Origin of the sequence: Fluoribacter dumoffii NY 23 (assembly GCF_000236165.1) — a bacterium.
Lineage (GTDB): Bacteria > Pseudomonadota > Gammaproteobacteria > Legionellales > Legionellaceae > Legionella > Legionella dumoffii.
Genome location: NZ_CM001373.1, coordinates 1 through 26,509, shown reverse-complemented (window position 1 = coordinate 26,509; position 26,509 = coordinate 1). Strand labels below are relative to the sequence as shown.

The following is a 26,509-nucleotide window of genomic DNA, read 5'->3' as shown; positions in this document are numbered from 1 at the left end:
AAACATTTCCAAGAGACAGGGATCTAGGTTTCTGTTCCACCAAATTAGAATCTGCCACTACGAAAATCGTCCATAGCCTGAATTATTTCTTCCTGGGTATTCATAACAAAAGGACCATGACGGGTTATCGGTTCATGAATTCTTGCTGCCGCGATTAAAATGCATTGGCTTGCTGTCTCACTCTTCAACTGCAAAACATCACCGGCACCCAGTTTTGCCAATGTCTCATGTTGTACTAATTGTTCTCCTATACGGACAGTTCCTGAAACAACAAAAAGAATGGCTTGATAATCATTGGGGATATGTTGCTGGATGCCCGCAGCCGGTGGCAAAATAATATCAAACAATAAAGGTCGCGTGGCAATTCCAGAGATGGGTGAAGCCGTTCCCTTATCGGTCTGCCCGGCAATAACTTTAATTTGTCCACCACATTCATGTATTTCTACTGGCAATTGACTACTTTGCATTTCTTGATAACGGGGAGCTGTCATTTTCTCTGATGCAGGTAAATTTAACCAAAGTTGAAATCCATGCAACCGACCATTGGCTGAAGGCATTTCTGAATGGATAATACCCTTGCCCGCAGTCATCCATTGTACATCTCCTGCACTAATAACCCCTTTATGCCCTTTATTATCTTCATGAGTAATGCTGCCTTCGAGCAAATAAGTTATGGTTTCAAAGCCACGATGGGGGTGAGCAGGAAATCCAGCCATATAATCTAAAGGCTCTGCACTGTTAAAATAATCAAGCAAGAGAAAGGGCTCAAAATCATTAGTCCTCTCAATTCCGATATAGCGATGTAATTTCACCCCCGCACCCTCGCGCACCAGAATCCCTTTGATTAATCGCTCTACTTTAATCTCGCTCATGAGCATACTCCATGTTAACTTGCGAACAAGCTAAATTCTCCGCCATTGCACTATAGCATAGTCCAAAATTTATTAGGGGTATAGAAAGCAAATTTGTTCCCCATACTCACTGTTTATTTTAATTCCCGTAATAATCATTTTAAACCTCTTCATGAGTATATCTACAAGGTCATTTCCATGCATAAGGAGAAACATGACTTGTTTTATCCTCAAGCCTGGCCTTGATTTTATGAAAAAAAATTTTCCTTTTTTGAACAAAATTTTTCCTGTACTATGCTTATAAAACAAGCAGATTTTTCAAAAATCTTGCGTTTACCTAAAGCATAATATGAGGAACTCAAATCATGAGGAGCATACTCAGTCTTCGCTCAAGTGCATTAAGTCAAACTATTCTAAGAGAAATTAATCCTGCGCAGCAGGTCGGTAAATATGGGTCAATCTTTAGTTCTCCCAAAACATCAATGCAAATCCCGAAGACCATTGAAGTACCAGTACACAGGGAAAATGCAGGCTTTAAGCAGTTGCTTGGCAGTTTAATCAGTGATGAGGATATCGTCCATCGAGGAATGGCAAGCTTTAGTGAACTCAATAGTATTGCCCTTCATGGGAAATTGGGAGGAGGGGATTACGCGAAAAGGCCAGCATCTTTAAATATCGCTGAATTCATAGAAAATCCGAAGAGCAGTTTGTTACTCTCGACCTCGCCCGATCCACATACCGTCAAGGAATACATGATAGGGTTTCAACTTATCCGTGCGAAAGGTGCCATTACCTCCATGGGTTTACCCTTCGTATTTATTCGGCCCCAAATTGCAAGTCATATTGATGTAGAGCAGTTTAATTATCAGCAAAATATAATTGAGGAAGACTTAAAATTGGGGAACCGTACACGAAGCGAAGATATTTTTGATTTGGCTCAAGGAAATAATGAAACCACTGTAGTTTTGGGGGCAACACCCGAAGATGATTGGCATCCAACCCATAGACATCTTCATACCTTAAAGCTGGTGAAAAATGCTTCCGGACGCATCTTGCAGGGCTTTATGAGAACTGAAGGGGAAACATTTGATATAGTAACTATTACAAATCCCGAATTTTGTAAAAGTTTAATGTCGTTACAACTGTTCACAACAGCCTTCGGGAAAGGCGAGAAGTTTTTGGAGTATCTCGAGAGAATGAACAAACGAGCCCAAGAATTAGGGTTGATCACCGGAGAGCAAAGAATTTTAACCATGGAAGATGTTTGTGTGCTGATGAGATCCCCTCAATATCGGGAAACTTTGGAAACATTTACCACAACCGGCCAAACCAAAGTATTGGAAGGTATCCCTAGTGATATTCCTGTTGGTGATCCTAAAAAACTTCTGGAATATGCGGTCCATGTAATGGATTCAATTCCAGAAAAAATGCCAATACCCGAAGCTCTTTCCGAAAATACCCTGCATTTAAAGTCATAATCAGGTCCCTGAAATCTTTAAAGCCTCTGGAATATCGGAGGCTAGGATATTTTATCACTTGCAGGTAATCAAGGTTCTTTAACCCCTTTAAACGCGCTCTGTCAATGGTTCTTTTATAACTCGATTAAGCCCCGGTTCTCTGAGCTTAAAATGCTTTCTACAGGTTGAAGAATACATATCATTACCTCCGATAACGACTTGTTCCCCTTCCGTGATCACCTCACCATTGGCGTTTAAGCGTAAAATCATTGTCGCTTTCCGACCGCAATGACAGATAGTTTTCAATTCAACGAGCTCATCTGCCCATGCCAGTAGATACTGACTTCCTTCAAATAATTCTCCACGAAAATCGGTACGTAATCCGTAAGCAAGGACGGGAATTCGAAGTTGGTCAGTAATTTCTGTCAATTGATGAACTTGTGCACGGGTTAAAAATTGCGCTTCATCGACCAGGAGGCAAGCGTATTTTTTCTCTTGTGCCAAGACTTGTTGGTACAGATCATCCGTTGGATTAAATATCAGCGCTTGCTCGGAAAGTCCAATGCGTGAATGAACTATTCCCTGCTGGTAGCGGTTATCTATTGAGGGCGTAAATAATAATGTATTCATTCCCCGTTCGCGATAATTATAACTCGATTGTAAGAGAACGGTACTTTTTCCAGCATTCATTGCTGCAAAATAAAAATAGAGTTTTGCCATGGAAATTAAAGTTTTTTAAAATAAACTCATCATACCTAAATTTGCTATTCTTAATCTACTCTGTAGACCTAATTCATTAAATCCAGTGATTTTGCATCAAATTTTTTATATAGTACCCCAATAAATATTTTTTCCCCTCAGCACTTACCTATAGAATAAAGTAGTGCTGAAATATGGCATGAGATAACAATGAATTCAAAAATAAAAAACTTATTACGCGCATTTGTTTTAATGAGCCTAGCCCCGTTAAGCCAAGCTGACGTCCTGCTTAAAGATACTCTGGGGAATACCATCCCTTTTTCATCTTTGAAAGGTAAATGGGTACTCATTAATTATTGGGCAGGATGGTGTAAAACCTGTATCGATGAAATTCCTGAGTTGAATCGTTTTTATGAAAAGCATGAGAAAGACCCTGTCGTGTTATTTGCGGTAAATTATGATGGGCTTCCGCTACATAAACAAAAAAAACTCATTCAAAAATTTAATATCCGCTATCCTTCTCTGGCGACAGATCCAGCCTTTGCTTTAGGATTGGGTGATATTATTGGCGTGCCGGTTACTTTTGTTATCAATCCCCAGGGAGAGCTCGCTAATACCCTTTACGGTGGTCAGGACCTTAAAACCCTGGATATGGAAATAGGAAAGGGATAGTGGGGGCTAATCCCTCTTACAGAGCCAGCCATGTACCTACTGCCGCTCGCAGGGGGCTGGCGCGCAGACAAAATTAATGCTTCTCCTCTGCGAACAGCCGATGTTTTTGTTCCTGGGTAATGCGAATTTTCAACAACCAATCCCCATCTTCAGTATGTGATTCACTTAAAACCGCTCCTAAATCGTAGAGTTGTGCGCGTAATTTTGCTTGGGTTGCTCTAAGTACCACATCTTCAATAAGGATAGCCCCATGCAACTGACTACTAATTGTTTCTTTGAGTAAATCCAGACCAAAATTTGATGCGGCAGAGATCCATACTTTACATTTGCCTTCCTGACAATCTGCCTTGGGCGTATATCCTTCTTTCAAGTCAATTTTATTGAATACCAGAATTACAGGGATATCATGCACTCCCAATTCATCGAGTACCTGTTCAACTGAGAAAACATTATCCCGCCAATGAGGATCCGAAATATCGATTACGTGCAATAATAAATCTGCCTGTTGAGTCTCTTCTAGTGTGGCACGAAACGCTTCTACCAATTGATGGGGTAAATCCCGAATAAACCCTACAGTATCCGTTAAAATCACCGAGGAAGAACCCGGCAAATTGAGTTGACGCATGGTAGGATCCAGGGTAGCAAACAACTGATTTGCCACGTAAATGTTTTCACCAGTCAATGCATTAAACAAAGTGGACTTTCCAGCATTGGTATAACCGACTAAAGAGACGGTAAGCAAAGAGGCTTTACGCCTGGCCTGGCGGTTTTGATCCCTATTGCCGCGCACTTTTTCCAAACGTTTATTAATGTATTTAATGCGCTCTCGCAATAAACGACGGTCTGTTTCCAACTGCGTTTCCCCAGGGCCGCGCAATCCAATTCCCCCTTTTTGCCGCTCCAGATGAGTCCAGCCGCGAACCAGTCGAGTTGATAAGTGCTGTAATTGAGCCAACTCGACTTGCAGTTTTCCTTCAAATGTTCGCGCCCGTTGAGCAAAAATATCGAGAATCAATCCGCTTCGGTCCACTACACGACATTCAAATAAACGTTCCAGATTGCGTTCCTGGGAGGGGGATAACTCATGGTTGACAAGCACCAGTTCCGCATCTAGCGCTTTAACAAGTTGGGCTATCTCTTCCGCCTTTCCTTTGCCTATATAATATTTGGCATCCGGAGTTGCCCGTGTACCTAAAACACAATCCAGTATTTCTGCATTTGCCGAAAGCGCTAACTCTTCAAATTCCTGTAATGCCTTGTCTGCATCAATTCCTGGTAGTGCTAATTGCACCAATACCGCTCGCTCACCACCTTGAGGACGTTCAAACACTAAGCTTTTCTCCAAAAAAATGTTTTTATTACTTCAGGTTGTAATAAAATGGAACATAACCAATCTCTGTGATAATAAATTGGAGGTCCCTTCTCCTTAATTCACTTTAGAAGTTGACTAACCAACGAAGTATTATCTCAAAAGCGGCGAAAAAACACCATGAGGAACATTTGGACATAAAATCCGCCTGGAAAAGACAAAAATTTGCCGATTCAATTAAAAAATAAACAAAATAATTAATGTTAAATTAATGTACAAGATTTATAATATGAATATCTGGATATAGTGGTGCAGGAAAAACCAGACCGTTAATTAATAGTGAAAGGTAAATTATGAGCAATATATTCCAGTTAATTAAAAAACTAGAAACTGATTTAAGAACTATTAATAGAGGTCATGCATTACAGGTCAACACTAAGTTGTTAAATCAGGAACTCTCCGATCAAGTGTTTGTAAATCCTGCTCTTTTGCCCAAATCAATAAAGGCACCTGAATCAGGCTCGGTAGCATCCGCAGAGCAACTGGATGAATATTCAGCCTTAGTATTACAAGCGGTGTGGAACATTGCCGCATCCAGTAGCGGCGGGTATGCACCAGCAATCATGAACCAATCAACCATAAGTTCTTCTTTTTCATTTTTGGATGATAGTTGGGTTCCCAAAATTGTGGATCAACGTACCTATGAGGTGGGAAAAGCCTTACAAAATTTTCTGGTAGAAGCGCTCAAACCCGAAATACTGGAACAAATTCCAGGGAAGGTTATCACTACAGAAGTGCGGAAACCTGCTGAAAGACTTTTAGGGAATTTAAAAAAAATACTGGATCGCCGCTTACAAATTTACGAAATCCATAAAGACCCCAATGAAGTTGAGCAAAGTGTGGCTTTTTTAAAGATAAAACAGGAAAGAAGAAAGCTTTGGGAGCAACAGGAGGACTCGTTAAAGACAAAAATCCGGGAAGTGGAAAAAATTTTTCAAACAGTAAGCCCGCTTTTAAACATAAATCTTTCTAATGACCCGGCAGAGCTGGAAAAATACCTGCAAAAACTGCAAGAACAACTCGAAAAAGTAGACCGCATGCTTAAAGAGCTCCAACAAGCAGTACAACAATTTGCTGAGTTCAATGAGCAATGGCATGAAGAAAACTCAAAGTTGGGTTTACCCCCTGAAATAAAAACCTCCCCCCTAATCAGAGCTCTAGCTGAAGGGGCGCAAGAGGAAAAAATTGTTGCCCTCTGGAGAGGATTGTATAACCAACACATAGACTCTACAGATATCTATAATGAGAGAATTGGCAATGCTCTGCAATCCAATTATCAATTCCGTCAAATCTATTTTGATAATGCTAAGATTGCGGCTCAACTTACTTCCAGCCTCTCTGATAAGGAGAATGGACTACTTCACATGCAAATTAAAGAAGTCACTTTATTAAAGCAGTATGTTGAGAGTATGAAGGATGCTCCAGTAGTGACACCAGTCCAAAAACCAGCTTCACTAGTCGGTGAGCCGCCTGAAATGGACTTGCACATTGTGCCTTCGAATCTGGCAACGCCTAACGAGCGCTTATCCGCGGATCGAGAATCTTATAAAAGTGCTATTGGTGAACTTCGCATGTATCTGCAAGGGTTAGAAAAACAAAAACAAGAGCTCGAATCCTTATACCCGATTCCTGAAGGGGTTGAACTTAGCCGCTTTCATGAAAACTTTATTAGAGCTCGTCGGGAAAAACTATCTCCTCTTATTGAAGAAAAAGAAGTTCAAATCAAGGCCACCCAGGAGTTAATACAAAATGCAACACGGGAAGTGAAGAGACTGGAGCGCGAAATCACTAAATTAAACAGGGGCCAAGCTTTAGACAAAGCCAGTCAGCGCATCAATCAGTCCTTCAATGAAAGCTCCACTCTCGGGCGAGATTTGGTTCGCAAGAGTTTTGCAGACTCTAAATTTAAAATGCGATACGAGCAGGAGACTGCCGGTATTATTAAAACCTATGCCCCACAGTTTGAAGATATAGAGAAAAAAATTGGGAAAACCGAAGCGGTAATTGAGGATATAACAGAATCTATCGATAGTCTTCACGCGAAAAAAAGAAACCGGGAGAGTTTTCTAAGACAGGCCAGGGACGAATTAAAACAATTTAAGAGTGCATTAGAAGAGGATAAAGGTTTTTATATTCCTTCTGCGAAAATTCCCAAAGACAGGTTATTGAAAAACCTGGAGTGTACTAACCCTGAACTCATTAAATTCTTTGATGACTTATATCAAAGGGAACAAAAAGGCAACGCCTGGCGCGGTTTTAATCGTTCCTACTTGAGCGATCTGGTGACTCATTATACGAGTTATATGGCAGAAAGCGATTTAGAGTTTGATTTGTCCACAACCATCGATTACATCACCCGCAAAATGGAACTCATCGATATGGAGCTTAACGGTAAAGAAGAAGCACCGCAAAGTAACTTTATTCCTGATGAAACCCTTTGGACTCTCCAGGTAGATTCTCAAACAATCACTGACCAGAAACGTGTACATGAAGAGACTCTCCAACAACTTAAAACCCAAAAAACTGAATTACAGGCAGAGAAAGAAGAAAAATTAAAACCTTGGGAAACAGAAAAAACAACACGGGGACAAATACTTAGCAAAGCACAATTAGAAAAGCACATGAGTGAGGTAATTAACCGGCAAGCAGTTTTGGCGTTAACAATGCTCAAACTGGAATTTGCTCTCGGTGATATTGAGGATAATGAGAAACTTTTGGATAGAGAATTCCAGGAATTTGCTCAAAGTGAAAATGAAGCGCTGATAGAACGCGCAGATGCTTTTGGTGAGAAACTTAAAGAAATTAGCAGCTCCCTAACAATGGGGAAAAGGAATGAAACTGTTGATGGTTGGGTGAGCCAAATTGGAGCCAGCCTCCCCTCCTTGCAGAAGGACTGGGAAAGTATTCTTGCAAGGGCAAAAACCACAGTCCCACCTACAGAAATAGATCCCGATTTGCCTTTCGAACTCCAGGAACTAATCAAAACGTACACTTTAGAAGAACAAGGGCTCAAAAATGTTTACACCCGATTGTCCACCAGTTTTGATGATAAGAGGACTTCCTGGCCTCAACTCAAATCCCTTGCCCAAATTCAAATAAAAAGCGCTGAATTATTGCAAAAGACAGCCTCTTTAGAAAATTATACTTCCGAAGAAAGAACTCAATTGGATATAGAAATCCAGAGCTTTCAAAGTGAGATAGAAAGCGTCATGAGAGAAATTGCCGGCAATAAAAATCCTTTGGTCAAGGATAAATATGATGCAACGGTCCTCTTGACTGAAGAACTCTCCCAAGTAAGCAGATCCATTCATGATTTGAAAGACTTGGCACAAATCAATCACATCTATTCCGGATTAGCAGAGCGAATAAAACTACTTAAACCAGAGAGCGTCTTAGCCCGCCGGCAATTACTGAAAGAAATCAATGCCTTGCCAAAAGAGTTGCAAGAAACTGTAGAGAACATTCATCAAAATAAGAATCCTGTTGTCCACAAAGCACTTGTCGAGGTACGCAAAAACCTTGACCGGCTTAATATATTTAAAGAGATCCATACACCGAGCCAATCTACCCTTTTTGGGAGAAACGTTACCCTATCAAGACCCGTTAATCCCTTTGCGGAAAAAGATGATATGCCTATCCCCCAAGAGGAATTTGCTCAAGATGCCCAAAGTATCTCTCAAGCCACCATAGAAAAACGTGTTGATGAAGTTCAAGCAAAACAACCTAGTCTCGATGAGCAATTTGCACAGGAAGATAAAGGGTACATAGTAAAGCACCTAAATCAGGTCATTGAGGGATATACAAAACTTAAAGATACCTTAACTTTAACAGCAAAGGCCAGACAAGCTTTTTATCAGCAAATTATTCAATTTGAACAAAGCGAACTGGTTACTCTTGTAGAAGATTTTCGTTCCAGCAATGATCCGGAACTTGAAGATTCTATGGTGATAGAAAAGCTTGCTCAAATTAAAAAACTAGCGGATGCGCTTACTCCGTTTAAAGAGCAATATGACGACGCAGCCACCAGAAGAGAAATTGAGTTTGACGAAAAACGGGCACAAGTCGGCGCCAAATACTTTGGAAAAGGCGCTATTTATGACAATTATCTCGAGGAGCGCAGGGAAACATACTGGTTTAAGGATCTTATAAGTTCTGCAGCTGCTTTAGTATTAGGATGCTTTGGTTATAAAACCGAGGCCCAGGAACGCGAAGAATATCTTCAGGAATTAAAAGCAGATTATCAGCAATATAAAAACAATCCCAATGAGGAAAATCTCAAGAGATTACAGGGCAAAATTCAGGAAGGACTTGATAAGTTCTCGCCAAGAAGCAGCAAAAACGGCGCCGAGGCTAAATCACTAAAAGCCAAGCTGCAGCAAATGCAGGCTGACGTTTACGAGGTGGCCAACAAATTCGCTGTTAAAGAAGAAAAATTGGAATTACCTTCAGTAGCGGAAACTTTCTCGAATGTTTAGTGAATGTTTTCATCATGAATAAACCTCTCTGAAACTCAATTCCTTTATCCTGTCATAGATGGGGGGGAATTGAGCTTCAGTGCCAATCTAAGTTTGCCTCCCCCTTGTTTAAAAGTTCCGTGGAATCAGAAACTGTTGCAGAATAAACTGCAATTAGGGAAAAGAAAGGTTTCTCACGAGTAAATAATGTAGTGCTCTCTGATAGAGCACCGTGTTAATTAGCCTTTTTTCATTTCAGGAGCAGATTCATCTGTATTCTCGTCTCTGCTCGCAGCCAACTCTTGTTTGTAGTCGTTCATGATCTGCTGAGGTTCAGTTAATGATTCATGTAAATTTCGCATTTCTTGTCCCGAGGTGGTCCTTGAAAAAAAGGTTGTTCCTTTAATGGCACGGCTTAGGCCGGTAAAGGTAAGAGCATTCAAGGCTTCTGCCAGAGTTTCTACGATTGCTATTATCAAGGAGCGCCTACGCACATCGACGACATCCAGCATATTCCTGGAAACCTTTTCTATTTTCGCCTCGAAATCCTTTTTTAATGTGGGTTGATTTTGACCGTCAAAAACAGTTTCATATAAACCTGTCCGATATGAATGTTCTGCCGCTGCAAATGACTGTGCTTTGGCTTTAGCATCTTCTGATTGATCTTTCTTCCAGCGGTTTGTTATTTTCATGCATGCGTCTTCAATTTTAAAGAGGGAATACCTAAATTTTTCATTATTTAGAAACATGCTGAACACGTCCCTGGCTTTTATGCCCTTTGTATCATCGCCAAGCTGCAGTAAACAGAGGGTTTCAATCATTTTTGCGCGTGCTTCTGGAACGAGTTTTTTATTTCCATCAATTGCAAACAAAACTTTTCTAAAGTTTTCTGCAGTAGGAGTATCTATAACAGCCCATTGCAAAGCCACTTTCTTTTGCTCACTTAAAGCCAGAGGCATTAATATATTTATCGCCTTCGATTTCTCACTTACTGGGTCTAATAATCTTTCAATTTGTGCCCTGGAAATAAAAATACGTTCTTCAATAAAATTATGCCATATCTTGTTATTTAATATCCCTGTTAGCGCCCCAAAATCGTTAGCCTTAAGTTTTTCTAACATCAGCTCTCTTAGGATAGGATACTCAATTAATTTAACAAATGAAGATGCTAATTGGGTATCAAAAGCAAAGCGATCATATTGATTTAAAAACCCATGTGTTTTTAGTTTTCCTGCTAATTCAACCAAAACTTTATTGTGCTGACGGATAGGCGCATTATCTGTAAGTAGTTTAAATTGATCACTGTTTAATGAAGTGACTGTTTGTGGAAATTGTTCTTTTAATTTTTGCAGTTGCAATGCTTCAAGATTAATCTTTTGCAGTGTATTGCTGTGTTTGTTGTAGTAAAACAGTTCCTTTGCAGTAAGAATATAATTGGAATTCCTTTTTTGCTTCAACTCTTCGAAATCAGGACATTCATCTGCTGTAATGAGTCCGCAATCTTTATCGGCACTCATAGGAGGAAGAGCTTGGACAATTGCTTTAAAATGTTGATCTTGTATAGCTAATCCATATATCTCATTTCCAACCCCAATTGCATTTAATAGTTTATAAACTACCGTTGCTTCAGTAAGTGACGCTTTGTCAGTATACTTATCAGATAAAAACTCCACCATTTGGCCTTTGTGGGCACTACTTTTAGGGGTATTTTTCAAAAACTCCAGTACGTCCCTGAATGCCAGCTTCTCTACATCAGGTTGTTTAAATAAAAAATCCAAGGCCATGGAAGTGATTTCTCTGGAGTATGTATTTTGGACTCGCCTACCTTCAAGCCATTTCAGCAACTCAATCACATTTGGCTGTGGATTTTTTAAAAGGTTGGGAAAGCTCTCTCCGGGATAATCGTTATAACCTAGTACTCTTAGAGCAGGAAGTCCAGGTGCAAGCTGAGCCTCCGCCAACTGCTCTTTTAATAATTTCTCACTCCCGGCAACAGCACACCACTTATGAATTAATTTCAGGAAGTCAGTGGTGTCAGCTGTAAACTCCTCAAATGAACGCAGAACGCCTAATTCATCCAAATCTACAGCTAATTGATATAAGGCATTTTTTCGTAATGGATCTTGTTCTGAGCTTTCTAAAATCTCCTGCAGCTTCGCTGAGAGTCTCCCTTGTGGCGCAAGGATTCTCTCACCCAAAGATTTGGTCACTTTTATATTCGCAGCAAGTAAGGCATTTAATATGGGGTTTTTAAGTATTTGTGCAATGGCTTCTGCGCCTTCCTGATTTATTTTTTCATGCAAAATTGCTTGTAATCCTTCACTTTTTACAAACTGATTAAATGCTTTTACTGAATTTAAATCATTAGATAAGGCAGAGTAATTAGCTATTAAACCCAGCTTATCAAGATTAATTGCCAATTCGATGTATTGCCCACTTTCTTGATTTTTAGTAGGATCCCCATCCTGCAAAGCAGCCACTATCGTTCTAAACTCTTGAGAATGAAGAGCTAAAGTAAAAGCTGCAGGATTGGTTATTTTCAGGGAATCAAGTGCTGCAAAAGCGTCCTGAATGGGTTTAAATAATTCCGCTAAGTGATCCTGTTCAAAGTTTGCAGCTAAAAATTGATGCAAAAGTTCCGGTTTAATTTGTTCAATTCCTGGCACCTGATTTAAAAACTCAAGCAGTTTTTCAGAGGGGTACGCTGGATTTCTTAGTATGAGTTCCATGGCTAAGGGCAAAATATTTGCTTTAATGTTGGCCTTAGGTTGGGTCAGCTCATGTAATCGCTGAATAAGCGGCCCCGGATCGCCCGCATCCAATAACAGGGTAAATAGCTGCCTTCCATTGGAAGATTTTTGGATTGATTTATGGACTTCACGTACTACATTTAGATTGTCTAAAATCTCTTTCAACACGTCAGTAGATTTTGTTTTAACCACCAGTTGGTCAATAAAATAAAAGAAGTCCTTGTTACTGGGATAATTTACAATCTTGGGTATCATCTCTATATTTCCGGATTTATAGAGATGATGTATTAAACGGTATAATTCTTTTTTAACTTGTGGCTCATTTCTCAACGATTCACTATTCTGCACATTTAAAAGCGCTAATGCCAAAACACTGCCTTCAATAAGGCAATCACTGATTTCTTCCTTACTTAATTCATCGGGACTTTCTAAGGATGCGTGCAGGGTTGAGACAAGTGGATTTTCCATTATCTTTTGGGTGTTGTTCTCCAAAAGCGCCATCCATTGTTCATCATCATCAAATAGTTTCTTCGGGTACATGCGTCCCGTAAACAGATCGTGAAGTAATTCCGGATTTTTTTTAATTGTTCCATCAGAATTTAAAATATTTCCGATGATTTTCCCTATAGCCGCTGAGTCCGCAATCTGCTGCATTTCCTTTATTTTGTTTGGCAATGAACTTTGGTCAACATCTGTAACTTCTACTGGTTTATCGAGCATAAACGCTCTTGGATCAACTGAAGACAAAATGTGAACTTCATGTTGCTCTTTAGGTAAGTGAACATTTTTTGTTACGATAATTATCCATTGCTCCGGTTTATCAGCTCGATAGAAAAAAGAAAAACCTGCCGGTTTTCCATGGGAGTCCAGATATGCGCCTCGTGCATCTTTTGCATTAACAAAAGCGGTTTCCACCCGATCCTCGGGATCATTCTCATCGAAAAACGGTACAGATCCTAATATTAACTTTAAGCCCGAGCCTTCCATGTCCCCTTGCAGGTAGTATTCGCTAACCGGTGTCGTCTCTGCAGACGCTTGAACTGGATGTGTAAAACCTCCATTGTCGGTGACTAACTGCTTGATTTGTTCTTGATTGAGCAATACTGGATTTTGTTTATGTTTGTTATAACTATCAAGCTTTTGCTCAAATACAACCATATTCTTAATGAGAACATGTTCAGCAGTTCCCTCTGTATTTACATAATAAAGAGATTTAGTCTCACCATTATCGCAATAAATATAGTTTCCTTTATATGGTGCGAGATCCTTAGGTAGTTGGGGCATTAAATAAAAGACGGGATCGGGTAAAAAATAGTGCTCCAATTGTTCCTGAATCCCAGGGATACGAAAAGTCGGGGTACGTGCATAGAGATCCCTTTCTATTTCAGAAGGACCTACTCCCTTCCTTATTTGCACCATAGACTCTAAGCCACAAGCAGTAAAAATTTCAGCAAAGGAACCTTGAAGATAATAAAACTTAGATTCAGATTTCGACATAGTCATAGGCGGGATCCTGAACAAATGAAGTCAAAAATGACTAATTTATAACTTATTATAGAATATTTTTTATTAACTCTGCCTTAAGTCCCCTTCAAAAGGAAAAAATTTTATCATCTAACCATCCATCCTAGGAGCGTAACACTCCATTCTTCCTAATTAAAAAACCTGGAGATGATTCCATGAACCAGGCTCCAGGTTTTTAAAAAGTCTATTTTTAGTCGGCAGGTGAATCTTCGTTTCCAGAAGCATCCTCTTCCACAGGCATTTTTATTGCTCTTGAAGGAACTACCGTAGATATGGCATGTTTATAAACCATTTGTGTAATTGAATTTTTCAGCATCACCACATACTGATCAAAAGAATCCACAATGCCATGCAATTTAATTCCATTTACCAGAAAAATGGACACCGGCACCTTTTCTTTACGTAACTCGTTTAAGAAAGGGTCTTGTAATAAATGAGTTTTAGACATTGCCCACTCCTTATTGTTATTGTATTTTTTAAAGGCAAAACATGCATCTGATCAGTTCTTCGACATTTTTTCATAAAACTTTAGATTAATTTCATGACAGTTCGATTTTAATCCGTTACTATAGTTTGGAAATTTAACTCTGTAGTCGATAAACGGATTTTCGGTTATGCCTATGCCGAAAGAGTACAAAGGAGCTTCCTTCCTTTGTTTAATTGTGCAGTACCCTTTCACATCTTTATTTTAAGGAGGATTAAATGGCATTTACTTATGAAGAATTAATTGCACTAGACAATCCCTATGAAGAACTTAGCACAGGTGATGCATTAGCAGAAAATGCTAAGGTACTCAATTCATTGAGCAATCAAGAACAAGTGATGCTCGCTACCAAGATGATAGCCGCTTGTCCTGAAACACGGTTTAAAGAATACAGTCATCATATTGAAGCTTTGGGAAGATTAGCCCATAATGAGTCTACATTCCATGCAGTACTTACTGCAGCATATGAAGTAAGACATCGCATCTCGTCCTTACTTGACCCGCGTAATAAAACTCCCCATACTTTATTTTCAAAGGAGTTTAATCCCGGGCTGTTCCATCGGTTTAGCGCCCTTGCAAACCTCACTCTGGAGAGCAATGAATCCGCTATTGCAGAACGGTTAGCTTTATGTGCACCAGAGGATGAGCGCAGTAAAATAGCTCATAATTTAAGTATTGCATTCCCTAAACATATACTTGCAGAAAAAACTCGACTGGCTTTCACGCTGAGACGAAACGTGGAGACATTTTTATTAAGCGACAACCCCGAGAAATTCTTTATCAGCCGCGATTACAGTTCAGATACCTGCAACATGTTTGTCAATATGTTTCGTAGCTTACTTGCAGGGCATGAACAAACTATCGGCAAAAAATTGTGTGGTTTGGATGCGGAAAGTCGCTCATCAATCACACGCCGTCTGGAATTACTGCATACTGAAGTGTTTGATGAGACCAATCCATTCAAACTTATTGCTGATTCGATGAACGCAAAACTGGAGCAAAACCGTTCGCAAGCATCTAATGCTCATGGTTTATTTAACCATGGAAAATCCAAAGATAAGGAAGAGTGCCCAGGCAATAATAAATTGGATGAAGAGAAGGAACTTTCATGCTGTAACCTCTGATAAAAAAAGAAGTGGATCATGAAATCTGTTTGATTTCATAATGATTTAAGAAGCTCGCCCTTACTCAGTAAGGGCGTTTTATTTTGAGCTAAAATTTCAAGAGAGATATTAATGACGCAAGAAAAACTCATAGTTGCATTAGTGCAGGAAAAATGGCATGAAAACCCCCACGAACACCTGGATAAACTGGCTTCCGGAATTCATAATGCCGCACAGCAAGGGGCAGTTGTTGTTTGTTTACAAGAGCTTACGCTTAGTCCCTATTTTTGTACCCGTTCGAATGTAGATCCTGCTCCATTTATGGAAGAGATTCATACCGGCCCTACTGCCCAGTTTGTCAGTAAAATGGCAAAGGCCCATAATATTTGTATTACAGCCTCACTGTTTGAAAAAGCAGGGTATAACACTGCCGTGGCTTATAACAATAAAGGAGAGCTTATTGGGATAACCCGAAAACAACATATTCCTAGCGGGGAAAAATACCATGAAAATTTTTACTTTAAACCTGGAGATTCTAATTACCCTATCCATCAGATAGCGGACCACAAATGGGGTTTACCTACTTGCTATGATCAATGGTTTCCGGAATTGTCGCGAATATATGGTTTAAAAGGGACAGAAATTCTAGTCTATCCGACCGCAATCGGCGGCGAACCTACTGCCCCGGAAATCGATACACAGCCCATGTGGCAAAAAGTTATGGTCGCCCAGGGGATTATGAGTAATACTTTTATCATTGCAGCCAATAGAATTGGTTGTGAAGATGGATTGGAATTTTATGGCAGCAGCTTTATTAGTACCCCTATGGGTGAAATTTTAGCACAAGCACCGCGCGATAAACCTGCAGTTTTGGTAGCCGAACTCGACTTTAGCCAACGTGCTTTATGGGGAAGATTATTTCCTTTTGCACAACAGCGGGAGCCGTCAACTTACCAAGATCTAGTTAAACCACGTTAATCCCTTGGAATATCAATATATGAACATCAGTGCACCATCTGAAGAAAACTTATATAACATCAACAACTGGGGCGAAGGATACTTCAGTATTAATGCCGAAGGGAATATCGAAATAAGCAAGGCACCCGGCAAGCCTGGTGTCGAACTGCAAGCTATTGTTAATGCCGCGAGTAGAACAGGCCTTCATTTACCCCTGCTCATCCGTTGTTCTGATATTTTACATGACCGGGTGCATCGGATTTATGAAGCATTTTCCCAGGCTATATCAGAAAATGACTACACAGGTCACTACAAGCTCGTTTATCCCATTAAAGTAAACCAGGAGCAAAGTGTTGTTCGCGAGCTATTAAAAGCACCCAATCATTCCATAGGCCTGGAAGCGGGTTCCAAACCTGAGCTGATGGCTGTAATTGGCATGCTGAGCAATCACCAAAACAGCACCATTGTGTGTAACGGGTATAAAGACACCTACTACATCCGTACGGCATTAATCGCCCAGCAGATGGGTCATAAGGTTTTTATTGTTATCGAGAAAATATCGGAACTGGAAATTATTTTAAAAGAATCTGCGCGTTTAAAAATAAAACCCACTCTAGGTGTTCGCATCCGCTTAATCAGTAAAAGTGCAGGGAAATGGGAACACACCGGCGGCGTTAAATCCAAGTTTGGTCTTACCGCAAAACAGGTACTCGAGCTGGTGAATCAATTAAAAGACCATAATATGCTCGATTGTTTGCAACTCATGCACTGTCATCTGGGCTCGCAAATCGCCAATATCCATGATATCCGCCATTGCATGCAGGAAGTGTCCCGATATTATGTCGAGTTACGCCAATTAAATGCCCCTATAGATACTATTGACGTGGGCGGCGGACTTAGTGTGGATTACGAAGGAACCCATTCCAATCAGGGTTGCTCCATGAATTACAGCTTGCATGAATATGCCACCCATATTCTTCTTGCCATTCAATACCTTTGTCAGGAGGCAAATGTCCCTGAGCCTAATATAATTTCAGAATCAGGAAGGGCACTGACAGCTCATCACGCTGTTTTAATTTCTGATATCAGTGATATAGAAATAACCAATAAATCACCCTCTCTTCCGGAAATAACCGAGGAAGATTCGCATGTAATTCGTGATATCTATGATACCTATCGCTCAATCACCGCAAGCTCCCCTATTGAAATATATAATTATGCTGAACATTCATTGAATGAAGCCCATTCCCTGTTTAAGCATGGGGTTATCAGTCTACAGGAAAAAGCTAAAGTTGAGGCGTTTTATACTAATATTTGCATGGAACTCAAAGAGCGGCTCAATGCGGAAAACCCTAGCGAAGAAACTTTATTGGCAAAAATTAATGAAAAGATGGCAGTAAAGGTTTTTTGCAACGTTTCATTTTTTCAATCCATCCCGGATGCTTGGGCTATAGGTCAAATCTTTCCAATCGCGCCTATTTCACAGCTTAAAGAAACACCGGCGATGCATAGTGTATTGCAAGATTTAACCTGTGATTCAGATGGTACTATTAAAGAATATCTGGGAAGTTCTTGCGTCAACTCAACATTAATGCTTCCGCCATATGACAACAACAATCCTTATTCACTGGGATTTTTCCTGGTAGGGGCGTACCAGGAGATATTGGGTAATTTGCATAACTTGTTTGGCGATACCAATTCCCTCGATGTCAAACTTTTTGACGATGGACAATTTGAACTTAATGATTTGGTGAGTGGTGATACGGTCACCAATGTCCTGAATCTTGCCCATTTCGATACCAAAAAATTGGTTCAATCCTATGAGAAACAATTAATTCAAGCGGAGTTACCCAAGGAAACAGCACTTTTGTATTTAACTGAATTAAGAAGTATTTTTTCTCAATTGACCTATTTAGATGAAAATATCCGGAGAAAATAAGATGACCCCGAAACAAAGCGGATTTCATATGCCAGCTGAGTGGCATCCCCATGAGCGTTGCTGGATGGCATGGCCTTGTCATCTGCAAACCTGGTCTAAAATTGGCTTACAAAAAGCTCGAGTCGCTTACGCACGTGTCGCCCAAGCCATAGCACAATATGAACCAGTTACCATGCTGGTTAACCCAGGAGATGAAGAATCAGCTAAAAGTCTATGTGGTGATACGATTACATTAATTAGCCTGCCTATCAATGATTCATGGACCCGCGATACCGGCCCCACTTTCCTGTTAAATAATCAAGCCCAATTAGCTGGGGTTGATTGGATTCATAATGCTTGGGGGGGCAATTATCAAGAGTGTGCTCTGGATAACCAGATTGCAGGTGCAATTTTAAAGCGAACTCATGCATTGAGATTTTCAGCACCATTGGTGATGGAGGGCGGTTCATTCCATGTTGATGGCGAAGGGACGTTGCTAACTAGCCGCGAATGCCTGCTTAATGAAAATCGTAATCCCACCCTCAGCCAGCAGGAAATTGAAAATTACTTATATGATTTTCTTGGCTGCGAAAAAATTATTTGGTTAAACAAAGGCTTAGTTGGTGATGAGACCGATGGTCATATTGATGAAATCGCCTGTTTTGTCGCTCCAGGAAAAGTATTATGCCTCATAACTCATGATAAGGATGATCCCAACTATGCAATCTTGCATGAGAACCTGGAAACTCTTAAGTCTGCAACTGATGCCCAGGGGCGCAAGCTGGAAGTCTATACTGTGGAGCAACCACCTGCAACCTATATGCATGGTGAACGGTTAACTTTATCCTACATTAATTTTTATTTGGCCAACCAAGGGATCGTCATGCCAGCTTTTGGTTATGAGCAACAGGACAAAGCCGCCTACCAGTTATTCACCCAGTTATATCCAGGATATCATATTTCGCAAATTGACGCCTTGGATGTATTTGCCGGAGGGGGCGGGATCCATTGCATTACCCAACAGCAACCCAAGACGACACAAGCAACGCTTTGAGATATTTCTTACATTCTGTTGCTCTAACCACCCAATGACAACAGCAACCAAAAGACTATACTCTAAGTCAAAGGGATGACACGGATTCGTCTGACAGGAAGTCAAACTTAAGGGACCAGTACATAGGATGTACTCCGCTGCAAGGATGCAGCACACTAAACGCTTAATATATCTTATTTCTCCATAAGAAAATCTCTCTTCGTTCCAGACTGTTATGAAGAGAGATTATCCTGCACTTATGACGAGCTCAATTACCGCAACAATTTTATGAAAGTTCATACGGGGTCGCGCAACAACTTACCTTATTGTGGAGGATCTATATTAAGAGCCGGCGTTCGTTACCGTATAATTGCGCGGACAAGCGCATACCCATGGTGTATGACTGAATCTCTGCAATTAAGCGGCTTGTCGCTATAAGATGCTGCGTGGGGCGAACCCTTTTTGATTTGTACCGTACTTATTAACAGATGTCATTAACAACAAATGAACCTAACTTAAAATGCATTGCCTGCCGGTGATTTTAAAGAGGAACGCAGAGAATCCTTGATGAAACTCTAAGAGTTACTTCTTGAGGGGAAACAGCCATTTAATTTGTTGGAGTCATCCTTGCAGCAGGGCAATAATCTTCTTGGTAATGGTATATACAGGAAAATAGTTTATCCTGAATAATCGCGTGAGCGTTTGGATAAACGCTCATGCGCAATATATCTTATACGTCGATGTTTTCAGCCTCTAAGGCGTTAAACTCAATAAACTCTCTCCGAGGTTCCACATTGTCGCCCATTAAGGTAGTGAAAATAGCATCTGCAGCAACCGCATCTTCAATATTAACTTGCAACATGCGCCGTACTGCGGGATCCATTGTTGTCTCCCAGAGTTGATCCGGATTCATTTCTCCCAGACCTTTGTAGCGCTGGATACTCTGCCCTTTTTTCGCTTCTTCCATTAACCAGTCTAAGGCCTGTTCAAAGTTTTCAACAGCAAGTTCTTTTTCACCGCGTTTAATGTAGGCACCTTCTTCCATTAGATTAGCCAATTTAGAGCCTAGATTAACCAATTCTTTATAGTCTTTAGAATAGAAGAATTCGGCATTCATTGGAATATAATGCTCCATACCATGCTGAGTCACAATGATTCGCGGTATGTACTGGTTTGTTTCCGCTATAGAATGGACTTCAACTTGATATTGCTCTGTCTTGCTTCCAAGCTGTTGCATACTTAAATGCAATTGTTTACACCAGCCGGCTATTTTCTCTTGCTGGTTAAAGTCCTCATTGTGGAGAATGGGTAAATAAGCGACTCGCTTGAGAATATCAGCAGGGTATCTGCGTTTATACCGTTTGATAATTTTTTCAACACGGCGATACTGTTGGACCAGCTCTTCCAAAGCCATAGCGGTGATGGGAGGGACATCTCTTCCGGGATGAAAAGCAGCACCATCCAGGGCACTTTGTGTTAAATATTCAAACAAAGCTTCATCATCTTTTACATATTGCTCTTGTTTTCCGCGCTTGACTTTATATAAAGGTGGTTGGGCAATATAGATGTAGCCACGCTCCAGCAATTCAGGTGTCTGTCTGTAGAAGAAAGTAAGCAGTAAGGTTCTGATGTGCGATCCGTCGACGTCGGCATCAGTCATGATGATAATGCGATGATAACGAACTTTATCTGGATCGTATTCATCAGGTCCTATACCACAACCTAAAGCCGTAATCAGGGTAGCAACCTCTTGCGAGGAAAGCATTTTATCAAAACGTGCTTTCTCCACGTTCAAGATTTTTCCCTTGAGGGGTAAAATTGCCTGGAACTTTCTGTCCCGTCCTTGTTTCGCTGAGCCTCCCGCTGAATCCCCCTCTACTAAATAAAGTTCGGATAATGCGGGGTCTTTTTCCTGGCAATCAGCAAGTTTGCCGGGCAATCCAGCGACATCTAATGCACCTTTACGACGGGTCATTTCCCGCGCACGGCGGGCAGCTTCCCTTGCGCGTGCCGCATCAATGATTTTAGCAACAATGGCTTTTGCACTGGATGGATTTTCCAGAAGAAAATCGTTGAATTTTTCAGCAACGCTGGATTCAACCACTGATTTTACTTCGGAGGAAACAAGTTTATCTTTAGTTTGTGAAGAAAATTTAGGATCAGGTACTTTAACCGACAGAACTGCAGTTAATCCTTCGCGGGCATCATCTCCCGTAGGGGATACTTTAGCTTTTTTGGCATAACCTTCGTTTTCAATGTAGTTATTCAGAGTACGGGTTAATGCCGCTCTGAAGCCGGCCATATGAGTTCCACCGTCGCGTTGGGGGATATTGTTTGTAAAACAATAAAGGGTTTCCTGGTACGAATCATTCCACTGCATTGATAACTCAACAACAATATTATCCTTTTCAGCAGACATAGAAAAAACTGTCGGTATAATGACATTTTTATTTTTATTGAGATGTTCCACGAATGCCTTTATTCCACCTTCGTAATGAAAGGTGTCTTGTCTTTGTGAGCGCTCATCAAATAAGTGAATGCATACACCCGAATTTAAATAGGATAACTCTCTCAATCTTTTGGCTAAAATATCGTAGTGAAATTCAATATTGGAGAATGTTTCTGCACTGGGTTTGAACCAGATTTGCGTTCCAGTGGTTGTTGCATCCCCTGTTTCTACCATAGGTGCTTCAGGAACCCCATTACGATAATGCTGCTCATGAATTTTGCCGTGACGGCGTACTGTCAGGTGGAGTTCTTCCGATAAAGCATTAACTACCGACACACCCACACCATGTAATCCACCGGATACTTTATATGAATTATCATCAAATTTACCTCCGGCGTGCAGTACGGTCATAATTACTTCGGCAGCAGAACGCCCTTCTTCTTTATGGATATCTACTGGTATTCCCCGCCCATCATCTTTCACCGTGATTGATTCATCAGAATGAATGGTAACGAAAATTTCTTTGCAATGGCCCGCCAGTGCTTCATCTATAGAGTTATCAACAACTTCAAAAACCATATGGTGCAGACCGGTACCATCATCTGTATCACCGATATACATTCCTGGCCTTTTTCTTACTGCATCTAAACCCTTTAAGACTTTAATATTATTTGAATCATAACTGGCATCAACGCTCATTAGGTGGTCCTCTTAACCCTGGTGTGGATTTCTAAATACGACATCATAGCATATTTTGCGCTACGTTTATATGTCATCCAGGCAGGAACTTTACGATATTCTGACTGTATGAAAATGAAATTAATTCTCTTTAAATTATAGACTCTTATTCTTTGGATTTTGTTCCACGTGAAACATTTATTGTTGATTTACCAGCCCCTCATGGAGGTTAAAAAGAAGATGGTCTTGATGGGAAACATTTGCAACAAGTGAGGAGGGATATACAGTGGATGTAATCACATATTGTCCTTTTGTCTGTGCAAGATAAGTCATCAACTTCAATTGATGTGCCTCGTCGAGTTCAGCCGGTAGATCATCTATCAAAAAAAGACAATCGTTTGCTAATAACCTGGCTTGTGCCAGACGCAAGGCAATGAGAATAATTTTTTGCTGCCCACGTGATAAAATGTGCCGCGCTTTATTTTGATTTACTTGAATGAGAATATCTGCCTGATGAGCCCCTTGTTGCGTATAGCCTTTTTGCATATCAGCAACAAAACTCTCAACTAATACCTGCTCTAATTCTTTACCTGTATTTTTTTTATCCCAGCCCTTATAATAGAGGATCTTGCAGTCGAGCTGACTTAATTTTTGAAGCACACTCGTAAATGAAATTTCCCATTGCGCAAAATATTCCTCTCTAAGTACGTGCAGTTGCTGAGCAAGCTGGCTCAATTGTTTATCCCAGGGAATAAAATGCGGGTAGGGAGCATGTTGTCGCAACAGGGCATTACGCTGTTTCAGCACTTTTTTATACTCTTTTAGCAGTGAAAGATATGTATGTTTCACGTGAAACAATCCCCAATCCAATAGACTTCGGCGGACCGAAGGGCCTGCATCGATAATTTGAAAAATATCAGAATAAAATACCAGACAAGGTAAAGCGTATGCCAATTGGCTGGTGGTAGAGCAAAACTGATTGTTCAGCTTGATTTGGGTGGGATCAGAATATGATTTTTGAATACTTATTGTTTCCTGATTTTGCCCGCGGGCAAATACTGTCAGCGAGGGTGCTTCATAAGCAATAATTGGAGAAATTTCACGGGACCGAAATGAATGGCCGCAGCTTAAAAGATAAAGGGCTTCGAGAATGGAAGTTTTACCACTTCCATTTGCTCCGAAAATAAAGTTAAATCTGGAACTTAAGCCTAGATGTGCCGTAGAGATATTGCGTAAATGGTGAATCTTTAATTCAGAAAGGATCATATCTTCATGGGCATAATAATATATTGATAATTATCATCATCTAATGATTCAATTAAGATACTGCTATCCGTATTCGATAAAGACAAACGGATTTGTCCTTCCCCAAAGTGCGACAACACATCAAGCAGATACGTGGCATTAAGGCCAATTTTTAATTCATCGCCTTGAGTTTCAGCAATTAAAGATTCTACAGCTTCTTCCTGTTCATTGTTATTGGCGATTAAAGTAAGCATACCTGGTTGTAAATGCAACATCACCGCTCGCGATTTTTCATGAGCGAGAATAACAATACGAGAAAGAGCGCGTTTGAAAACGGCACAGTCAATAATAATTTGTTTGTCCTGATGCTTGGGAATTGCTTTAGTATAAGGAGGAAAACGTGCCTCGATTAATTTTGATAGAAAAACAAACTGGCGAGAGATCAATTTAAAATGCGATTTACCAGCAGCCAATAACACTTCCTCATCATCGATGCTATTAAGAAGCCGCAACAGTTCCTGGATTCCCTTTTTGGGGAGCAACAGTTTTTTTTCATTAGAATTGGCGCATTGATGACGACAAATCGCCATTCGATGACCATCCGTGGCGACCGCAGAAATAAGGTTGGGTTCGAAATCTAGGAACAAACCATTGAGGAAAACCCTTACATCTTGTTGTGCCATTGCAAAATGTGTTGATTGCAATAATTTCAATAAAACCAAACGGGGGATCGTTAATTCAACCTCATTACATTCATCTTCGCTCAGAGGAAAACTGTCAGCCGGTAAAGTCGCCAGTTTAAATGAACTGCGCCCCTGTTTAATCGTTAGAAGACCATTATTTACTATCACATTAGGAATAGCTTCATCATCTAAAGAACGAATAATGTCAATAAATTTCTTGGCAGGCACCGTAATACTGCCTGCTTCTTGTACGGATTCACAAGCAACTTGTGCAGAAATTTCGATTTCTAAATCGGTAGCAGTGATATGTAATAAACCCTCTGTTATTTTAAAATAAAAATTCGACAAAATAGCCAGGGATTGTTTTTTATCTACAGCACCAGCAACTGTTAGTATTGGCGCAAGCAAGTTTTCTTTTTTAATAGCGAATTCGAACAAGATAAAACTCCATATTCACCCAAGAAAAGTGATATCAAAATTATGTATAAGTTGCTTTCAATGCATCATCCATGACCTTGTAGAAAATAATTTAATTTGGCGAAAAACTGCATTTCAAGGTCATGAACAGCTGTTGAGAAAGCGTCTTCCGTACTATAAAAAAATACCGGCGTTTAGCTGCTTATTAAGAAGACAAAATACGCATTAAATTTTTATAATCTTCAGCAAAATCACTGTCATCCTGAATTAACTCTTTAACCTTTCTGCATGCATGAATCACAGTGGTATGATCACGCCCACCAAAATGGTCACCAATTTCAGGCAAGCTGTGGTTGGTTAATTCTTTACTTAAAGCCATAGCCATTTGTCGGGGGCGGGCAATAGAGCGACTGCGCCGCTTTGACAATATATCAGCCACCTTGACCTTATAGTACTCAGCAACAGTCTTTTGAATGTTTTCGATAGTAACCAATTTATCCTGTAAAGCCAAAAGATCACGCAAAGCTTCATGGACAAATTCAATGGTAATCGGTTTGCCAGTAAAATGAGCATTGGCAATTACCCGGCGTAAAGCGCCCTCGAGTTCGCGGACGTTCGAACGAATGCGCTTTGCAATAAAAAATGCCACTTCATAGGGTAATTCGATATTTGACTGTTCCGCTTTACTAATTAAAATGGCAACCCGGGTTTCCAGCTCAGGAGGCTCAACTGCCACAGTTAATCCCCAACCAAACCTCGATTTTAGACGTTCCTCCATACCTTCAATTTCTTTAGGGTAGCGGTCGCTGGTTAAGATAATTTGCTGTTGTCCTTCCAATAAAGCATTAAAAGTATGGAAAAACTCCTCTTGTGATCTGTCTTTACCGGCAAAAAACTGGATGTCGTCAATAAGCAATGCATTTAAGGAGCGATAAAACCGTTTAAACTCATTAATTGAATTGGTTTGAATGGCCTTAACCATATCTGCAACAAAACGTTCTGAATGCAGGTATAGAATTTTGGCATCAGGGTTATTTTTTAATATAGCATTGCCAATAGCATGCATCAGATGGGTTTTTCCTAAACCTACCCCCCCATAAATAAACAAGGGATTGTAGGCATCGCCAGGGCGTTCAGCTACCTGCATGGATGCAGCCCGTGCAAGCTGGTTGGAGTTACCTTCGACAAAACTTTCAAAAACAAATTTTTTATTCAAGTGGCTGCTCTTATAATCAACCGCTTTTTTGGGTGCGGCCTTTAGGACAGCAGCGCTTGATGGAGCAGACGCATTAGCTTCGGCGGAAAAGGTATTAGAAGAACTTGTATCAGGTTCAATACTGGAAGTTTTGCTTCCGATCTCAATAGAGATGGATTTAATCTCATCGCCACAGAATTGTTTAATCAATTCCTCAATTCGAGAAAAAAAATGTTTTTTGACCCAATCAACAACAAAACGGTTGGGCGCAAATAAAATTAAACGTTGCTCTTCTGTATGAGCTTGCAAAGGACGCAACCAGGTATTAAATTGTTGAGCAGAATATTCATCTTGTAATAGACCTAAACATTTTTGCCAAACAGATGCTGACACAACATAACTCCTCATCAGAAGGGTGGTAAAAAGAATATAAAACTAATTATCCACAGCATTTAAATATGCCACTGAAAGTACCTGGACAGCAAGATAATTAAGCATGAAATTATTTCGCAGGAAGTGGGCAAGTAAAAACTTCTTCAGTCCACCAAGATGCTGCTGCAGGCAAATTATA

At 40.3% G+C, this 26,509-nt stretch carries 16 protein-coding genes; 7 read left to right on the top strand and 9 right to left on the bottom strand.

The window, feature by feature from the left end; all coding sequences use genetic code 11:
* Nucleotides 1-44 precede the first annotated feature (44 nt).
* A complete protein-coding gene (locus KYQ_RS00095; RefSeq protein WP_010652135.1) occupies nucleotides 45-872 on the bottom strand; it encodes a pirin family protein in 828 nt (275 codons plus the stop codon).
* A 344-nt stretch (nucleotides 873-1,216) separates the two neighbouring features.
* Here KYQ_RS00095 and KYQ_RS00080 point away from each other — a divergent pair, with 344 nt between their 5' ends.
* A complete protein-coding gene (locus tag KYQ_RS00080) occupies nucleotides 1,217-2,329 on the top strand; it encodes a hypothetical protein (protein ID WP_010652133.1) in 1,113 nt (370 codons plus the stop codon).
* Nucleotides 2,330-2,416: 87 nt separating this feature from the next.
* Here the strand turns inward: KYQ_RS00080 and KYQ_RS00075 are convergent, their stop codons facing one another.
* On the bottom strand, nucleotides 2,417-3,028 hold the full coding sequence (locus tag KYQ_RS00075; protein WP_010652131.1) for a thymidine kinase: 612 nt from the start codon (nucleotides 3,026-3,028) through the stop codon (nucleotides 2,417-2,419).
* A gap of 189 nt (nucleotides 3,029-3,217) precedes the next feature.
* Between KYQ_RS00075 and KYQ_RS00070 the strand changes: the two genes are divergently transcribed.
* Entirely contained in the window at nucleotides 3,218-3,679 is a 462-nt protein-coding gene (locus KYQ_RS00070) for a TlpA disulfide reductase family protein (RefSeq protein WP_010652129.1), read from the top strand.
* A 73-nt stretch (nucleotides 3,680-3,752) separates the two neighbouring features.
* On the opposite strand, the gene hflX is transcribed toward KYQ_RS00070, so the two are convergent.
* A complete protein-coding gene (gene hflX / locus KYQ_RS00065) occupies nucleotides 3,753-5,009 on the bottom strand; it encodes a ribosome rescue GTPase HflX (RefSeq protein ID WP_010652128.1) in 1,257 nt (418 codons plus the stop codon).
* A 332-nt stretch (nucleotides 5,010-5,341) separates the two neighbouring features.
* Between hflX and KYQ_RS00060 the strand changes: the two genes are divergently transcribed.
* Nucleotides 5,342-9,523 carry a coiled-coil domain-containing protein gene (locus KYQ_RS00060; RefSeq protein WP_010652126.1) on the top strand — a complete coding sequence of 1,394 codons (4,182 nt, stop codon included), beginning with the start codon at nucleotides 5,342-5,344 and terminating at the stop codon, nucleotides 9,521-9,523.
* Between the two features lie 218 nt (nucleotides 9,524-9,741).
* On the opposite strand, the gene KYQ_RS00055 is transcribed toward KYQ_RS00060, so the two are convergent.
* Together KYQ_RS00055 and hfq are read right to left on the bottom strand one after the other, a co-directional pair.
* On the bottom strand, nucleotides 9,742-13,755 hold the full coding sequence (locus tag KYQ_RS00055) for a hypothetical protein (protein WP_010652124.1): 4,014 nt from the start codon (nucleotides 13,753-13,755) through the stop codon (nucleotides 9,742-9,744).
* Between the two features lie 211 nt (nucleotides 13,756-13,966).
* Complete coding sequence (gene hfq / locus KYQ_RS00050) at nucleotides 13,967-14,224, bottom strand: RNA chaperone Hfq (protein ID WP_010652123.1); 258 nt, start codon at nucleotides 14,222-14,224, stop codon at nucleotides 13,967-13,969.
* Between the two features lie 254 nt (nucleotides 14,225-14,478).
* On the opposite strand from hfq, the gene KYQ_RS00045 reads away from it, so the two are divergent.
* The 4 genes from KYQ_RS00045 to KYQ_RS00030 all read left to right on the top strand — a co-directional run bounded on the left by KYQ_RS00045 (nucleotide 14,479) and on the right by KYQ_RS00030 (nucleotide 19,292).
* On the top strand, nucleotides 14,479-15,384 hold the full coding sequence (locus KYQ_RS00045; RefSeq protein ID WP_010652121.1) for a lpg0008 family Dot/Icm T4SS effector: 906 nt from the start codon (nucleotides 14,479-14,481) through the stop codon (nucleotides 15,382-15,384).
* Between the two features lie 111 nt (nucleotides 15,385-15,495).
* On the top strand, nucleotides 15,496-16,341 hold the full coding sequence (locus tag KYQ_RS00040; RefSeq protein WP_010652119.1) for a carbon-nitrogen hydrolase: 846 nt from the start codon (nucleotides 15,496-15,498) through the stop codon (nucleotides 16,339-16,341).
* Between the two features lie 19 nt (nucleotides 16,342-16,360).
* Nucleotides 16,361-18,259, top strand: coding sequence for a biosynthetic arginine decarboxylase (gene speA, locus KYQ_RS00035; RefSeq protein ID WP_019349418.1), 1,899 nt, complete (start codon nucleotides 16,361-16,363; stop codon nucleotides 18,257-18,259).
* A 1-nt stretch (nucleotide 18,260) separates the two neighbouring features.
* On the top strand, nucleotides 18,261-19,292 hold the full coding sequence (locus tag KYQ_RS00030; RefSeq protein WP_010652115.1) for an agmatine deiminase family protein: 1,032 nt from the start codon (nucleotides 18,261-18,263) through the stop codon (nucleotides 19,290-19,292).
* A gap of 709 nt (nucleotides 19,293-20,001) precedes the next feature.
* Here the strand turns inward: KYQ_RS00030 and gyrB are convergent.
* The 4 genes from gyrB to dnaA all read right to left on the bottom strand — a co-directional run bounded on the left by gyrB (nucleotide 20,002) and on the right by dnaA (nucleotide 26,331).
* Nucleotides 20,002-22,419: a DNA topoisomerase (ATP-hydrolyzing) subunit B gene (gene gyrB, locus KYQ_RS00025; protein WP_010652114.1), complete on the bottom strand. Its 2,418-nt coding sequence runs from the start codon at nucleotides 22,417-22,419 to the stop codon at nucleotides 20,002-20,004.
* Nucleotides 22,420-22,596: 177 nt separating this feature from the next.
* Complete coding sequence (gene recF, locus KYQ_RS00020) at nucleotides 22,597-23,664, bottom strand: DNA replication/repair protein RecF (protein ID WP_010652113.1); 1,068 nt, start codon at nucleotides 23,662-23,664, stop codon at nucleotides 22,597-22,599.
* Nucleotides 23,661-24,764 (bottom strand): DNA polymerase III subunit beta, encoded by a 1,104-nt coding sequence (dnaN, locus tag KYQ_RS00015; protein ID WP_010652112.1) that lies wholly within the window; start codon nucleotides 24,762-24,764, stop codon nucleotides 23,661-23,663. The genes recF and dnaN overlap by 4 nt, the downstream gene beginning before the upstream one ends.
* Nucleotides 24,765-24,948: 184 nt before the next feature.
* Nucleotides 24,949-26,331 carry a chromosomal replication initiator protein DnaA gene (gene dnaA, locus KYQ_RS00010; protein WP_010652111.1) on the bottom strand — a complete coding sequence of 461 codons (1,383 nt, stop codon included), beginning with the start codon at nucleotides 26,329-26,331 and terminating at the stop codon, nucleotides 24,949-24,951.
* Nucleotides 26,332-26,509: the final 178 nt, after the last annotated feature.

Coding starts and splice junctions, on each gene's coding strand:
- KYQ_RS00040 (WP_010652119.1), top strand. CDS start 15,496: ATGACGCAAGAAAAACTCATAGTTGCATTAGTGCAGGAAAAATGGCAT.
- KYQ_RS00055 (WP_010652124.1), bottom strand. CDS start 13,755: ATGACTATGTCGAAATCTGAATCTAAGTTTTATTATCTTCAAGGTTCC.
- KYQ_RS00045 (WP_010652121.1), top strand. CDS start 14,479: ATGGCATTTACTTATGAAGAATTAATTGCACTAGACAATCCCTATGAA.
- hfq (WP_010652123.1), bottom strand. CDS start 14,224: ATGTCTAAAACTCATTTATTACAAGACCCTTTCTTAAACGAGTTACGT.
- KYQ_RS00070 (WP_010652129.1), top strand. CDS start 3,218: ATGAATTCAAAAATAAAAAACTTATTACGCGCATTTGTTTTAATGAGC.
- KYQ_RS00080 (WP_010652133.1), top strand. CDS start 1,217: ATGAGGAGCATACTCAGTCTTCGCTCAAGTGCATTAAGTCAAACTATT.
- gyrB (WP_010652114.1), bottom strand. CDS start 22,419: ATGAGCGTTGATGCCAGTTATGATTCAAATAATATTAAAGTCTTAAAG.
- KYQ_RS00095 (WP_010652135.1), bottom strand. CDS start 872: ATGAGCGAGATTAAAGTAGAGCGATTAATCAAAGGGATTCTGGTGCGC.
- speA (WP_019349418.1), top strand. CDS start 16,361: ATGAACATCAGTGCACCATCTGAAGAAAACTTATATAACATCAACAAC.
- KYQ_RS00075 (WP_010652131.1), bottom strand. CDS start 3,028: ATGGCAAAACTCTATTTTTATTTTGCAGCAATGAATGCTGGAAAAAGT.
- KYQ_RS00030 (WP_010652115.1), top strand. CDS start 18,261: ATGACCCCGAAACAAAGCGGATTTCATATGCCAGCTGAGTGGCATCCC.
- KYQ_RS00060 (WP_010652126.1), top strand. CDS start 5,342: ATGAGCAATATATTCCAGTTAATTAAAAAACTAGAAACTGATTTAAGA.
- recF (WP_010652113.1), bottom strand. CDS start 23,664: ATGATCCTTTCTGAATTAAAGATTCACCATTTACGCAATATCTCTACG.